This window comes from Bacillus cereus group sp. Bce019, from assembly GCF_051781745.1.
GTDB classification, from domain to species: Bacteria; Bacillota; Bacilli; order Bacillales; family Bacillaceae_G; genus Bacillus_A; species Bacillus_A cereus.
On sequence record NZ_JBPWJX010000002.1, the window covers coordinates 284,514 to 298,004 of the forward strand.

Below are 13,491 nucleotides of genomic sequence, written 5' to 3' on the forward strand. Positions count from 1 at the left end.
TTAAGGATTGTATATAAATCAATGCTATTAAAAATTAAAGTATCTTCAATATAATCTGTATGAGTTAATAAATACCGGTAAGTAAAGGTGAACTATATTACTATCAAAATGGGAATGTAATGAACCTAAAAATGCCTAGAGAAATCAGCGGGGTGTCAGTATGAAGTTAAAGAAGAAAGCTAGGATGATGATAGTTCTGTTAATAGTATCAAGTTTATTAAGTGGATGTGGCTTTGGGGAGACTAAGATAGAGTATGAGAGATTAGTAAAGGCATTGGATGAAGGGGATATGAAAACGGTTATGTCTGCGAGTGATGATGGATATGCATATGTGAAAGAAGAGACTAGCGAAAGTACTTATGAAGAAAAAGAAGATGGTGAACATAGCAGGATAATATATCAAACAACCCATGGAATATATAATGTGAAAGAAAACGACTTATATGGGAAAACAACTCAAAAGATTGCTACTGATATAAAAAATGATAAAAACGTTGGTAGTAATCAAAATTACCAAAAAGAAACTGTCTATAGTACAAATTTGAAAAATGAAAAATCCCGTTCAATAGCCCAGAATCAAGGCATAGATGTTTCATATGTAAAATTAATGTTTAGAGGATTAAATGAACTTAGTAAATTGAAACCGAGTGAAGATAAAAAAAGATCTAGTGAACCGAGCATAATAAGCTATGATTTAACTGAATTACAGTTTAAAAGCATAATGAATGATAAGTTAAATTTAAAATATGATAAATTTGATTCTGCAATATTGATGATCGAATTTAATACGCCTAATGATACAAAAGAAGATCAAATGAGAATAATACAAATAACAATATCAGTAAATTATGAAGAACGAAAAGAAGATAAGCTTATAAAACGCAATCAAGAAATTTCAACATATTATCATACCAGAGAAGAGAATAATCAAAGTTCCAAAAAAGAATATGTAAATTATGAAAAAGAGTATATAAATTAAAAATAATATATTTTGATTGAATTTTGAGAATGATAAATGTTGTGAGGATATGAGTAAAGGGGTAGTAAAAAATAGTTACTGTGATAACAGTTATGTTTTGCTGAGCGCGTATAGTTTTGGTAAATCAAAATAGAGTATGAGAGTCTAATAAAGGCATTGGATGAAGGTGACAAGAAGACGGTTATACTTAATTGAAAGAAGAATATTTGGAACTTTTGAGGAAAAAGAATACTACTTGAACCATCAAAAGGCATTCTGGTTAGATGATTATGGTAATGATATACCTAAAAGATTATCTGAATTTAGTTGTACAAAGATCTATGTACTTAAAAATATTAAGAATGTAATAGAATTTTAGTGCACGAAAATTATTTAAACTGTATAGAAGGGGAAATGTCAGGGTGTGGAATATAAAAGAAGAAGATTTATATAAGTTTAGGATGACATGTAAAGATCGTTTAAGCCCTGAGGGTGCTATGGTTTTCTTTATTGGAGGGATAGTTTATACTTCAGTATTTATGTTTTTTATTTTTATGGGGGGCTTGGAGTATTATAATACTTTCTTTGACAAAACAATTGTTAAAATTGAAATTGTTTTATATAGCTTACAATTCATCTTTTTAATTCTATATTCATTTCCAAAAGCACGTTATAAATTTCAAAAGTTACAAACGCTCGTTGTAATATTATATGCATTTCAATTAGGTACAATAACATTCACAGCGTTGATTCTTCCTGGGATTTCTGAGGATTCAATTGACAGAATTACATTAATATATGTAGGTATGTTATTCCTAGGAGCAGTCATTGTTCACATTGTGACAACTATCGATACGTTTAAACAAGCGAGTGAAGGTGCGTTCAGTAAGGATGAAAGATCTACCTCATTTTTTAGTAAAACAAAAGGGAATGTGATGAAGTGGGCTACACTATATACACTAACCCTTCTTGTTTTGATTTATTTTCATACTAATTATGCGTTCGATGTCTTAGTCCTTTATGTGGTAGGTACTGTATTAATGTATACAATTGCTGTCGGTGCAGCTGAATTTCAGCTATTAATGTATTGTAGATTTAAATTCAAGTCATTTCATATGTCATGGGAAGAGAATGAGAGAATGCGTGGGAGAATTCGAAAGCGAAATAAGAAATTCAAAACGAAAAATAAATAAAATATTAATAGAATTTTAGTGCGCGCAAAATAATTGAAACATATAGAAGGTGAAGAGCCAGGATGTGGAATATAAAAGAAGAAGATTTAGATAAGTTTAGGATGACATGTAATGATCGTTTAAGTCCTGAGGGGGCTACAGGATTTATGTTTGGAGGAATACTTTATAGTTCAATAGCCGTTTTTTCTATTATTGTATCAGGTGGTTGGGAGTACTGTATGGTTCTCCTTAATATAGGAATCGTTAAGCTAGAAGTGTTGTTATATGCTCTGCAAGTAATTTTTTTCATTCTATATTTATTTCCAAAAGCTCAATTTAAATTTCAAAAGCTACAAACACTTGTTGTATTATTATACGCACTTCAAATGGCTACTATATTACTTACAGTTTTAGTTGTTTCTGAAATAGCTAATAATTCAATGGATCGTAGTACATTGAATTATGTATGTTTGCTATATTTAGGAGCAGTAATTTTTCATATTGTAACAACAATAGATACATTTAAATTGGCAAGTGAAGGTGCGTTTAGTATGGATGAAAGATCCGTATCCTTTTTTAGTAAAACAAAAGGAACTATGATGAAAGTGGCTTCAATATACGCATTAATCCTTCTTATTTTGATTTATTTTCATAATGATTATGCGTTTGACACTTTTATTGGATATGTAATAGGAACTGTTTTAATGTATACGATAGCCATAGGAGCAGCTGAATTTCAGCTATTAGCATATTGCAGGTTTAAATTTCCGTCATTTAATAAAACGTGGGAGCAACATAAAAGAGAAACTCCAAGATATCAAAAGAAAAATAAAAAAAGTAAATCGAAACGTAAGGCATAAAGAAAGTGTGTATTGTAAGTTTTGATGATGAAAAAGTAATAATTTATAGGAGAGTATTTGAACTACGAAAAGAAAATTTACTTATGTAAGGTGATAAAAGTGATTAGTAGGTTATCTAATTGAAAATATAGAGTGGGTAGTGTGATGATGAAATGAACAAAAAAAGGGTTTCTAAAATGATTCCTATCATAATAGCAATCAGCCTATTACAAGCATGTAGCTTTTTTGAAGAAAAGATAGAGTATGAGCCATTTGTCAAAGCTTTGGATGAAGGTGATATGAAGATGGCTATGTCTGCGAGTGATGATGGGTATGCTTTTGTAGAACAAAGAGGTATATATAGTACATATGAACAAAAAGAAGATGGAGAGCATAGAAAAACAATCTATCAAACTTCGGAAGGGATATATAATACGAAAGATAAAAGTTTATATGGAAATACAACACAAGAGGTTACTTCAGCAGTAGACAGCAAAGATAATAAAGAAGAAGTTGTTTATCGTACCAATATTATGTATAAAAATGGACAGGTACAAAGTCCGGAATCGAATCTGGATGTTTCATATGTGAACTTAATTGTAGATCGTTTAAAAGGGATAGGGAAACTAAAGATGAAGCCAGGAGGTGATATAAAAAAGTTTGATCAGCCTAGTACTGTGGGATATAAACTAACTGAATTAGAGTTTCAGAGTATTATTAATGATAAGTTGAAAATACAATATGATGAATATGGTGGTGGATCAATCGCATTGCATATTGATTCTAAAAATGGTTCAAAGCAGATATTGGAAGTAAGTATTGTAATAAATTATAAGAAGCGAAATGATGAAGGTAAGTTAGTAGAATATATATCACAAATACATACATCTTTTGATAGTCACCAAGGTAATAATCAGGATGCGAGACAGGAATATATTGATTTTAAAGCAAAGTATAATAAGAAGCAGTAATATTAAGAAGGGCATTTGCACGTAAAGATAATAGTGACATAAGTGTGATAAATCTTTCATAAATATTTCTATTTGTAGCGGAAAGAATTTGAGAATAAACAGGTAGCCTCAATTGCTGGAGTAGATGCAACAATTGGGGCGTTTATCTGTCTAAATTTAGTTTGAATGCATACCATTTTTTAGTTAGAGTCCTCGCTCCTCAAGTAGTTTCTTCATAACAACGGTGTGAAGTTTTTGTGTAATCGGCTTTTATTGCTAAGTTACAAATATTTCCTCTTATAAAGTATTGCTTATTATCGATACATCGTCCACATCCCGATATCTTTAAATCCTAGTCGTTTATAAATTCGTCCAGCAGCTGGATTGTTATAAAATAAACAAAGTGTTCGGCCTTCTTTCGTAAAGTCTTGGATCATTTTTTGTAATATGAGTGAAGCGTAACCATTTCCGCGATAATTCGGGTGTGTACATACACCAACTACCATAGCGGATAATGAATTTTCAGCGGAAGTAGAGGCGGATGCGATGATAGCACCGTCTTTTTCAATATAATATGTGCGTCCTGTATTTGTTTTGAGAGCTTGTCTTAATATTTTCTCTGATTCATTAACAACTGGAAATTCAGCAATGTTACCTCGCAATTGCATAATTCGCTCTACATCATCTAGTGAGGCAAGTTTAATTGTTTCATGGATTGGTGTGCTAGGTAAGTTGTTGTCATTTAGACATTCACAAAAATACATTTCATTTTTAGTACCTAGTTGTATATTTGAAGCAGTTTCAAATTGTTCTACGATAGTTGACTTACCAGAGAGTTTAAGTGGCTTATATGCGGAAAGAAGTGCCTCATAATCAGTGGTAATAAATTCTTCTTTACTATAGGGTATAAATGAATCGTGGAATCGGAGTAGAATTGATTTTAATGTTCCATTCTCTTTAAATACTCCCCATAATTCTTGAAAATCTGTTTCATAACCGAAAGCTTCAATATCTCCAATAATAAACAAGTTAAGGGCTGCTTCTTCTTTTAGATAAGCGAATACTTGTTCATGATCTTTCTTTGTTAATTTTCGCATCATAACGAATCGACCTCTTTTTTTATTTTTCTAAATATTACAACTTAAGTTTTTTGAAATCAATATAAAATTTTATGTTTAGTTCACAAACTTTCGGAAAAACTAGGAAAGATATGACAAAGGAGGTTATGAACGGTGGATCATCCAATTCAAGGGTTAATGAAAGCAGCAATGGAAAATTTAAAAGAAATGGTTGATGTAAATACGATTGTTGGAGAGCCTGTTCAAACGGCTGACGGTGGTGTGGTGTTAACGGTTTCTAAAGTAGCGTTCGGTTTTGGAGCAGGAGGTTCTGATTTCCAAACGAATGATGGACAAAGAGCGAACGGTAACCCTGCATTTGGTGGCGGTAGCGCGGGTGGTGTTTCGATTACACCAGTAGCATTTCTTGTGGTGAATAAAGATGGAGTAAATATTCTGCATCTACAAAATGCGACACATTTAGCAGAAAAAATGATTGAATTAGCTCCACAAACAATTGATAAAATTCAATCGATGTTCCAAAAAGAAGAAAAGAAAGAGGGAAATCATCATCCTCAAAACCCTGATGAAATCCTTTAAAAACGCCTGCTTATGAGCAGGCGTTTTTTCTTGTAATCACTATGTAATAAAACACATGAAATTGTAAATAGTTTTTGAAGTTTTTTCTATGTTTCTAAAATTTTTCATGTTAAAATATGCTATAGAATTGAAACATATAAAACGAAGGTGGCTAGGTGCTTTGTCTGGAGGATCTGACCAAGTAAAGAATATGATATATATTAATGGTAATCGTCGAGGTCATTGTTTTATTACATCAGGAATTACGTTTAAAGAGTTTGCGAGTAACATCCCTTCACCGCTTCATCAAGTGTTGCTTTTAAAGCACAACTTTGAATGGACGGATTTTCATTATCATACTTTATTTGAATATGTTGAGGAAGAAAATATACATAAGTTAATTCAAGCAGAGGTTGATGAATTTGATGAATTTTGTTGGGTAGATTTTGATGATGCAAGCGATTTAGATGAATTAGAGCCGAAAGAAATTGCAGAATTATTATATTTGGCTCACAAAAAAGAACCACTTGCAAGAACATTCTTTCCGCTGTTGAAAAATAGATTTGTTTATTTTTCACATGATGACGGATGGTACAACAAAGTGTATTATCGTAGAATTGCTGATTTTGTAGGAATGTTAAGTAAAGTCATTCCGTATAAACTCGGTGCTTTCGGTAAGAAACGTTTTTCTTTCTTCCAAAAATCAAAAATTTTCCCAGCGATTTCAAAAGAATTGATTATGGGACTTATTCCACTAATGGAAGATGGTCTTTACATAGATCTAGCAGGGAAGATTGAGTCAAGAAGAGGTCTTGAAATTCCGGTATATGTAGTTGGTTCGTATGAAAGTACGGATGAGGTGTTAGATAATATCGATGAATTGAAAGAGGAAGCAACAGAAACAGGTTGGCTCATTTTTGATAAGAAAGAACAAGAGTGGCAATGGGTTGTTGACTAAGAAAACTTGGCGTATGAAGTCAAGTTTTCTTGTCATTTGAAAGGAGTACAAATGAAGAAATATTATACAATTGTGGGTATTATAAGTATTATTCTCGTGGCAATATTACTTATAACTTGTCCGAAAGAATCAGATTTTAAAGTGTATGTACAGGATAAGTATGCGTTGAATTGTAATGAGAGTAGTTTTGAATGCACGCAAAATGTAGATGGTAAAAAAGAAAAACTACAATTTGAAAGTACAGATGCACGAAATGGTGTATTCTTTATGACTGTAAAGCAAACATTTAAAACAGAAGCTGGTGTTTCAAAAGAATATAGCGGAGTAGGAATGTTTGGTACATTTCTTTTTGTTTCAGAGAAGACTTTCTAGTAATAGAAGGTCTTTTTTTTATGCTTATGTTCATATAGATGAAGTAAGACAAGCATAGGAGGGGTATTGATGAAGAACACATGTATTGTTTGTGGCGGTGAGGAGTTTTTTTCCTCAACGTTATATGCACGTACGAAACAAGATTGGGCATATGCACCAAACATGTATCGATTTGAAAAAGTATTTATTGAGCATCGAGATGAAGAAAATTATCCAGTGTTTCAAGAAATTACAGCGAAACATTGTTGTGGATGCGGCCATATTATGTTGTATCATGAATGAACACACCAAGTATGACTTGGTGTGTTTTTTTAAAACGCTGACAAAGCAAGCGGATAAAATAAAGTAAATAAAACAGAAAAACTACCAAAACCAATGGCTGTATATCCAAGTGTTCTTGCTCCGAAATTGACAGCTAATAGGCCAACTAAAATTGCTAGGGAGCCGAGCGTAACTGGATAAAAAGCAATGGAGAATAACGAAAGAAATAAAGCGACATAGCCTACCATTGCACCGGTATTTGTACCTTCTATCTCATTTGCAATTTCTTTACGCTTATGTCTAATTGGAATGCCAGCTGGTGATATTTCAGCTGCATACTCTTCGTTTTTTTCACCACTTTTAAAATGATGATTTCTCTTTCTTCGCATGTACATCCCTCTCTTTCAATTGGGTGTACCTATAGTATCTTTCATAAAGAGAAGAACATGAGTATGAGTTAAACCCAAGTAAAGCAAAAAATGGAGAATAAAGATTCCTTCATTAGCATGTATATCTCCTTATGAAGATAAAACAGGAATTTTGGAAAATGACGTAGAATGAAATGAGTGATAAAGCGTGAAGGTAGGGGAATGTATGACGAAATTTAATTGGCATGAATCAGCAGAGAAGAAATGGGATAGTAGCGCAGAGTTTTGGAATCAAAATAGTCAAGAGATGTGGGACAGTGGTAGCAGAAGTACAATTATTCCGTTTTTTGAACAATACGTGAAGAAAGAAGCACAAGTGCTCGATGTTGGTTGTGGTGATGGGTACGGTACATATAAATTAAGTAGCGCAGGCTATAAAGCAGTGGGAGTAGATTTATCGGAAGTGATGATTCAAAAAGGTAAGGAGCGCGGAGAAGGACCGAATTTATCTTTTATAAAAGGAGATCTTTCTGCATTACCATTTGAAAATGAGCAATTTGAATCAATTATGGCAATTAATTCTTTAGAATGGACGGAAGAGCCATTACGAGCGTTAAATGAAATAAAGCGTGTGTTAAAGAAAGATGGATATGCATGTATTGCAATTTTAGGGCCGACAGCAAAGCCACGAGAGAACAGTTATCCTCGCTTGTATGGAAAAGACGTTGTTTGTAATACGATGATGCCTTGGGAATTTGAACAGTTAGCGAAAGAACAAGGTTTTAAAGTTATAGATGGCATCGGCGTATATAAGCGCGGAGTAAATGAGAAGATGTTAGGTCAACTACCTACAGAGTTACAACAATCGTTAACATTCTTATGGGTATTTATGTTAAAAAACGTATAAAGAAATGAAAGAATTTTTAGGAGGTAAATAAGTGCAGAAAATACAAAAAACTGATACAATATCATCAGAACCAATTAAAGGGGGACTAGGGTATATGACAACTACTACAACAGTGAAATCCGATATTGAAATCGCACAAGAAGCGAGTATGAAGAAGATTCAAGAAATTGCAGCTGATTTAAATATTTTAGAAGATGAATTAGAGCCATACGGGCATTATAAAGGTAAGTTATCTCTTGATATTTTTAAGCGCTTACAAGATGTGGAAGACGGTAAAGTTGTTTTAGTAACAGCGATTAACCCAACTCCAGCTGGAGAAGGTAAATCAACAGTAACAGTTGGTTTAGGTCAAGCTTTTAACAAAATTGGTAAGAAAACAGTAATTGCACTTCGCGAACCATCTCTTGGACCAACGATGGGATTAAAAGGCGGAGCAGCAGGTGGCGGTTTTTCACAAGTCGTACCAATGGAAGACATTAACCTTCACTTTACTGGAGATATCCATGCGATCACAACTGCCAATAACGCATTAGCAGCGTTTATTGATAATCATATCCAACAAGGAAACACACTTGGAATTGATACGCGTAAAATCGTTTGGAAACGCTGTGTTGACTTAAATGATCGTGCCCTTCGTAACGTAGTAATTGGTCTTGGTGGACCTGTACAAGGTGTACCACGTGAAGACGGTTTTGACATTACAGTAGCATCTGAAATTATGGCTGTGTTCTGCCTTGCAACAGATATTCAAGACTTAAAAGCGCGTCTATCTCGCATCGTAGTTGCTTATAACTTTGCAAATCAACCTGTAACGGTTAAAGACTTAGGTGTAGAAGGTGCTTTAACACTATTATTAAAAGACGCATTAAAGCCGAACTTAGTACAAACGTTAGAAAATACACCAGCTATTATTCATGGCGGACCATTTGCGAATATTGCTCACGGTTGTAACAGTGTTATCGCTACAACAATGGCAGCAAAATTAGGTGATTATGTTATTACAGAAGCTGGATTCGGTGCTGATTTAGGCGCTGAGAAGTTTTTAGATATTAAAGCTCGTGCAGCTGGCATTAAACCAGAAGCAGTTGTTATTGTTGCGACGATTCGTGCGCTTAAAATGCATGGCGGCGTTGCAAAAGATCAATTAAAAGAAGAAAATGTAGATGCATTAGCAAAAGGTATGGAAAACTTACAGAAGCATGTTGAAACAATTCAAAGCTTCGGTGTGCCTTTCGTAATTGCAATTAATAAATTCATTACAGATACAGATGCAGAAGTTACATACTTACAAGAGTGGTGTAATGAGCGTGGCTATGCAGTATCCTTAACAGAAGTTTGGGAGAAAGGTGGCCAAGGGGGAGTTGACCTTGCTGAAAAAGTACTAAAAGAAATCGAAAAAGGTGAAAACAACTACGCACCACTTTATGAATTAGAATTACCATTAGAAGAAAAAATTCGTACAATTGCTCAAAAAGTATATGGCGCAAAAGATATTGAATTTGCTCCGAAAGCACGTAAGCAATTAGCTCAATATGAAGGAGAAGGTTGGAGTAATCTACCAGTTTGTATGGCGAAAACACAATACTCTCTTTCTGATGATGCAACAAAATTAGGTCGTCCATCTGACTTTATCGTTACAATTCGTGAGCTAAAACCATCGATCGGTGCAGGCTTTATCGTTGCGTTAACAGGTACAATGTTAACAATGCCAGGTCTTCCAAAACAACCAGCAGCACTTCAAATGGATGTAAATGAAGATGGAAAAGCAGTAGGTTTATTCTAAAAGGTTGTAATTCATCTCGTTTATCTGTAAACTATATATACATCATGTGGCGCCTTTCCATCGAAAGGCGCCTGTTTTTTGGAGGAAATTATGTTTGATCCAACTGCTTTTGACAATTTAAAAGTAATCGTAGAAGGTGCTGTGTATGATTTTGATCTACATGGAGATATTCTTGTAACAGATCGAAAAGATATGATGGATCTTGCTTCATTAAGTCGTATATATCATATCTCATTTCAATTAACAGAACCGTTTGAACCATTAGTAGAAGCAACATTTTCATTATCTGTGGATGCAAAGAACTTGTCTGGTGAAATACTAGAAGTGCCTCAGTTTACACCAGGTTGTGAAATGAAGCTAGCATTTTCATTCCCGTTAGAACAACCAGAAGTAAAATGCGAAGAAATTGAAACATTAATGCGTTCTATATGGGGAAAAGAAAGAATGATTATGCAGAAAGTTTCATACGAATATAATAAGCAAGCGATTTCATATCATAATAAGGTAGAGGTTCTATTTCAAAAAGCGATTACAGAAGACCATGTTGATGATTTAATAGCTGTTATTTCACACATGATAGAAACGGTGCGAACAATACAGCATTTTCTTCAAAAATAGAGATAAAGGAGAAAAACAAATGATAAAAGATATGCAACCATTTTTACAACAAGCTTGGGAGAAGGCTTGTTTTAAAGAGTTAACTGAAATTCAAAAACAAGCGATTCCAACTATTTTAGAAGGACAAGACGTTATAGCTGAATCTCCAACTGGAACAGGAAAAACATTAGCGTACTTATTACCCCTTTTACATAAAATTAATCCTGAAGTAAAACAGCCACAAGTTGTTGTTTTAGCGCCAACACGTGAACTTGTAATGCAAATTCATGAAGAGGTTCAAAAGTTTACAGCAGGAACTGAAATTTCAGGTGCATCTTTAATTGGTGGTGCAGATATTAAGCGCCAAGTAGAAAAATTAAAGAAACACCCAAGAGTAATTGTCGGTTCACCAGGTCGTATTTTAGAATTAATTCGTATGAAAAAGCTAAAAATGCATGAAGTGAAAACAATTGTATTTGATGAGTTTGATCAAATTGTAAAACAAAAGATGATGGGCGCTGTGCAAGATGTAATTAAATCTACGATGCGTGATCGTCAATTAGTATTCTTCTCAGCGACAATGACAAAAGCAGCAGAAGATGCGGCGCGTGATTTAGCAGTTGAGCCACATTTAGTACGTGTAACACGTGCAGAGTCAAAAAGCTTAGTTGAGCATACGTATATCATTTGTGAGCGACGTGAGAAAAATGATTACGTAAGAAGAATTATGCATATGGGCGATGTAAAAGCAGTTGCTTTCTTAAACGACCCATTCCGTTTAGATGAAATTACTGAGAAATTGAAATTCCGTAAAATGAAAGCAGCAGCTCTTCATGCAGAAGCAAGTAAACAAGAGCGTGAAGCAACAATGCGTGCATTCCGCGGCGGGAAATTAGAAATTTTACTTGCTACTGATATTGCAGCACGCGGTATCGATATTGACGATTTAACACACGTAATTCATTTAGAGTTACCAGACACAGTAGACCAATATATTCACCGCTCAGGACGTACTGGACGTATGGGTAAAGAAGGAACTGTCGTGTCTCTTGTAACACCACAAGAAGAGCGTAAATTACTGCAATTTGCGAAAAAACTAGGCATCGTATTTACGAAGCAAGAAATGTTCAAAGGATCATTTGTAGAAACGAAACCGAAAGCACCAAAGAAAAAGAAACCAGCATTTACTGGGAAGAAAAAGCCTAGATAAATGATAGGGAAGGCGTAACTATTTGTAGTTACGTCTTTTTTGTTTGTAAACAAGCGATAATGGGAATTGTATTAGTGTTTTTAATGTGCCTATCATATATATGCTTCTACTGGGAGTATCGAAAAAAGGGTAGTTTATTTATTTGGTTTATACGAGGAAATAATATAAAAAAAGTCGAATATTAAACTGACACGAAATAATAAAAAGAAGGTACACATATGGATAGGAAATTAGGAATGTTTTTAAATACGAAACATATTGAAGTAAACGAAGGAATACAAAAAGCAAGGGAATGGGATTTAGAATATATTCAATTATATGCTATGAATAAAAACTTTAACTTAGCTAATATCTCAATGGTAGAATGGAATGCTTTAAAGAAAAGCTTATCTTTTAATGGAATAAAGATTCCATCATTAGCAATTAGTTTTGGAGAAAATGGAATTATGGGAATAGAAGCTGAGAGTGCAATAGATCAATTTAAATATATTACTGACAGAGGTTTGGGGCTTGGGGCAAAGATCATAACAGCTCATATTGGAAAAGTTCCAGATGATGAAAAAAGTGCCTACTATGATAAAATGCTACGTGTTTGTAATGAAATAGGGGACTTAGCGTTCAGATTTGGAGGATTCTTCGCCATTGAGACGGGATCTGAAAAAGCAATAGTATTAAAACGATTTTTAGAAACTGCAAACTCGAAAGGACTAGCTGTTAACTTTGACCCAGCAAATTTAATAAGTGATGTAAATGAAAATCCGGGAGAAGGTTTGTTACTACTAAAAGATTATATAGTACAAACTCATATTAAAGATTGTACAAAGGTGAAAAGCGATAGTTCAAGTAAGTATATTGAAGTCGCAGCAGGGAATGGTGAAGTAGATTTCGATATATTCTTCAAAGTATTAGATAAAATTGGATTCGATGGATATAACATGATTGAAAGAAATGATTATTTTGATGAACTGGATGGGATGAGTCAGTCGATAAATTTTGCAAAGAAGTACATACCAACTCAAAAGGAATAACGATAGTATATGTAGAAAGCTACATAGAATATAAAAACCATTAGGGGGAAATGTAATGATCCATAAAGTAGGACAAATTATGTTATATGTAAATAATCAAGATGAGGCAGTAAATTTTTGGACGGAGAAGGTAGGGTTTCATGTAGTAGCAGAGGAAGATAACAAGCAAGGAATGAGATGGATTGAAATTGCTCCGACTAACGGTGCAGAAACGAGCATTATATTACATAATAAAGAAGTTATTTCTAAAATGAGCCCAGAATTGAATCTTGGTACACCGTCCTTAATGTTCTTCTCAGAAAATCTTGATCAATTATATACAGATTTAACAAATAAAAATGTTACTGTTGGAGAAATGGTAACTATGCCTTCTGGTAAAGTGTTTAACTTTGCTGATAGCGAAGGGAATTATTTTGCGGTTATGGAGAAGAACCAATAATAATATTGCTAT

The 13,491-nt window shown here is 33.8% G+C and carries 17 protein-coding genes; 15 read left to right on the top strand and 2 right to left on the bottom strand.

What is annotated here, in order from left to right; genetic code table 11:
• Positions 1 to 160 precede the first annotated feature (160 nt).
• From ACS2QP_RS04875 to ACS2QP_RS04895, 5 genes are all read left to right on the top strand, one after another.
• On the top strand, positions 161 to 979 hold the full coding sequence (locus tag ACS2QP_RS04875) for a DUF3952 domain-containing protein (protein ID WP_059303904.1): 819 nt from the start codon (positions 161 to 163) through the stop codon (positions 977 to 979).
• Between the two features lie 147 nt (positions 980 to 1,126).
• Positions 1,127 to 1,174: a hypothetical protein gene (locus ACS2QP_RS04880; protein ID WP_229163603.1), complete on the top strand. Its 48-nt coding sequence runs from the start codon at positions 1,127 to 1,129 to the stop codon at positions 1,172 to 1,174.
• A 206-nt stretch (positions 1,175 to 1,380) separates the two neighbouring features.
• Positions 1,381 to 2,151, top strand: a complete 771-nt coding sequence (locus ACS2QP_RS04885) for a hypothetical protein (RefSeq protein WP_000267165.1) — start codon at positions 1,381 to 1,383, stop codon at positions 2,149 to 2,151.
• A gap of 62 nt (positions 2,152 to 2,213) precedes the next feature.
• Positions 2,214 to 2,990 carry a hypothetical protein gene (locus ACS2QP_RS04890; protein WP_000267130.1) on the top strand — a complete coding sequence of 259 codons (777 nt, stop codon included), beginning with the start codon at positions 2,214 to 2,216 and terminating at the stop codon, positions 2,988 to 2,990.
• Between the two features lie 152 nt (positions 2,991 to 3,142).
• The gene (locus ACS2QP_RS04895; protein WP_326234887.1) at positions 3,143 to 3,940 is read left to right on the top strand and encodes a DUF3952 domain-containing protein; all 798 of its coding nucleotides are present in this window, start codon (positions 3,143 to 3,145) and stop codon (positions 3,938 to 3,940) included.
• Between the two features lie 293 nt (positions 3,941 to 4,233).
• On the opposite strand, the gene ACS2QP_RS04900 is transcribed toward ACS2QP_RS04895, so the two are convergent.
• A complete protein-coding gene (locus tag ACS2QP_RS04900) occupies positions 4,234 to 5,019 on the bottom strand; it encodes a GNAT family N-acetyltransferase (RefSeq protein WP_438882170.1) in 786 nt (261 codons plus the stop codon).
• 132 nt (positions 5,020 to 5,151) lie between these two features.
• On the opposite strand from ACS2QP_RS04900, the gene ytfJ reads away from it, so the two are divergent.
• From ytfJ to ACS2QP_RS04920, 4 genes are all read left to right on the top strand, one after another.
• Positions 5,152 to 5,577 (top strand): GerW family sporulation protein, encoded by a 426-nt coding sequence (gene ytfJ, locus ACS2QP_RS04905; protein ID WP_000349991.1) that lies wholly within the window; start codon positions 5,152 to 5,154, stop codon positions 5,575 to 5,577.
• Between the two features lie 160 nt (positions 5,578 to 5,737).
• The gene (locus ACS2QP_RS04910; RefSeq protein WP_438882231.1) at positions 5,738 to 6,514 is read left to right on the top strand and encodes an oxalate:formate antiporter; all 777 of its coding nucleotides are present in this window, start codon (positions 5,738 to 5,740) and stop codon (positions 6,512 to 6,514) included.
• Between the two features lie 51 nt (positions 6,515 to 6,565).
• Positions 6,566 to 6,886 carry a hypothetical protein gene (locus tag ACS2QP_RS04915; RefSeq protein ID WP_000761174.1) on the top strand — a complete coding sequence of 107 codons (321 nt, stop codon included), beginning with the start codon at positions 6,566 to 6,568 and terminating at the stop codon, positions 6,884 to 6,886.
• A gap of 69 nt (positions 6,887 to 6,955) precedes the next feature.
• Positions 6,956 to 7,168 (top strand): hypothetical protein, encoded by a 213-nt coding sequence (locus ACS2QP_RS04920; RefSeq protein WP_000798747.1) that lies wholly within the window; start codon positions 6,956 to 6,958, stop codon positions 7,166 to 7,168.
• A 29-nt stretch (positions 7,169 to 7,197) separates the two neighbouring features.
• On the opposite strand, the gene ACS2QP_RS04925 is transcribed toward ACS2QP_RS04920, so the two are convergent.
• On the bottom strand, positions 7,198 to 7,536 hold the full coding sequence (locus ACS2QP_RS04925; RefSeq protein WP_001253200.1) for a hypothetical protein: 339 nt from the start codon (positions 7,534 to 7,536) through the stop codon (positions 7,198 to 7,200).
• A gap of 205 nt (positions 7,537 to 7,741) precedes the next feature.
• Here ACS2QP_RS04925 and ACS2QP_RS04930 point away from each other — a divergent pair, with 205 nt between their 5' ends.
• The 6 genes from ACS2QP_RS04930 to ACS2QP_RS04955 all read left to right on the top strand — a co-directional run bounded on the left by ACS2QP_RS04930 (position 7,742) and on the right by ACS2QP_RS04955 (position 13,479).
• Positions 7,742 to 8,422, top strand: coding sequence for a class I SAM-dependent methyltransferase (locus ACS2QP_RS04930; RefSeq protein ID WP_000160049.1), 681 nt, complete (start codon positions 7,742 to 7,744; stop codon positions 8,420 to 8,422).
• 94 nt (positions 8,423 to 8,516) lie between these two features.
• Positions 8,517 to 10,205, top strand: coding sequence for a formate--tetrahydrofolate ligase (locus tag ACS2QP_RS04935; RefSeq protein ID WP_255795588.1), 1,689 nt, complete (start codon positions 8,517 to 8,519; stop codon positions 10,203 to 10,205).
• A 90-nt stretch (positions 10,206 to 10,295) separates the two neighbouring features.
• Positions 10,296 to 10,823, top strand: coding sequence for a hypothetical protein (locus ACS2QP_RS04940; RefSeq protein ID WP_000460219.1), 528 nt, complete (start codon positions 10,296 to 10,298; stop codon positions 10,821 to 10,823).
• A 19-nt stretch (positions 10,824 to 10,842) separates the two neighbouring features.
• Positions 10,843 to 12,012: a DEAD/DEAH box helicase gene (locus ACS2QP_RS04945; protein ID WP_438882171.1), complete on the top strand. Its 1,170-nt coding sequence runs from the start codon at positions 10,843 to 10,845 to the stop codon at positions 12,010 to 12,012.
• Positions 12,013 to 12,230: 218 nt separating this feature from the next.
• A complete protein-coding gene (locus ACS2QP_RS04950; protein WP_075676917.1) occupies positions 12,231 to 13,040 on the top strand; it encodes a sugar phosphate isomerase/epimerase family protein in 810 nt (269 codons plus the stop codon).
• A 55-nt stretch (positions 13,041 to 13,095) separates the two neighbouring features.
• Positions 13,096 to 13,479: a VOC family protein gene (locus ACS2QP_RS04955; protein WP_000581478.1), complete on the top strand. Its 384-nt coding sequence runs from the start codon at positions 13,096 to 13,098 to the stop codon at positions 13,477 to 13,479.
• Positions 13,480 to 13,491: the final 12 nt, after the last annotated feature.

Coding starts and splice junctions, on each gene's coding strand:
- ACS2QP_RS04875 (WP_059303904.1), top strand. CDS start 161: ATGAAGTTAAAGAAGAAAGCTAGGATGATGATAGTTCTGTTAATAGTA.
- ACS2QP_RS04890 (WP_000267130.1), top strand. CDS start 2,214: ATGTGGAATATAAAAGAAGAAGATTTAGATAAGTTTAGGATGACATGT.
- ACS2QP_RS04895 (WP_326234887.1), top strand. CDS start 3,143: ATGAACAAAAAAAGGGTTTCTAAAATGATTCCTATCATAATAGCAATC.
- ACS2QP_RS04900 (WP_438882170.1), bottom strand. CDS start 5,019: ATGATGCGAAAATTAACAAAGAAAGATCATGAACAAGTATTCGCTTAT.
- ACS2QP_RS04915 (WP_000761174.1), top strand. CDS start 6,566: ATGAAGAAATATTATACAATTGTGGGTATTATAAGTATTATTCTCGTG.
- ACS2QP_RS04920 (WP_000798747.1), top strand. CDS start 6,956: ATGAAGAACACATGTATTGTTTGTGGCGGTGAGGAGTTTTTTTCCTCA.
- ACS2QP_RS04925 (WP_001253200.1), bottom strand. CDS start 7,536: ATGCGAAGAAAGAGAAATCATCATTTTAAAAGTGGTGAAAAAAACGAA.
- ACS2QP_RS04930 (WP_000160049.1), top strand. CDS start 7,742: ATGACGAAATTTAATTGGCATGAATCAGCAGAGAAGAAATGGGATAGT.
- ACS2QP_RS04935 (WP_255795588.1), top strand. CDS start 8,517: ATGACAACTACTACAACAGTGAAATCCGATATTGAAATCGCACAAGAA.
- ACS2QP_RS04940 (WP_000460219.1), top strand. CDS start 10,296: ATGTTTGATCCAACTGCTTTTGACAATTTAAAAGTAATCGTAGAAGGT.
- ACS2QP_RS04945 (WP_438882171.1), top strand. CDS start 10,843: ATGATAAAAGATATGCAACCATTTTTACAACAAGCTTGGGAGAAGGCT.
- ACS2QP_RS04950 (WP_075676917.1), top strand. CDS start 12,231: ATGGATAGGAAATTAGGAATGTTTTTAAATACGAAACATATTGAAGTA.
- ACS2QP_RS04955 (WP_000581478.1), top strand. CDS start 13,096: ATGATCCATAAAGTAGGACAAATTATGTTATATGTAAATAATCAAGAT.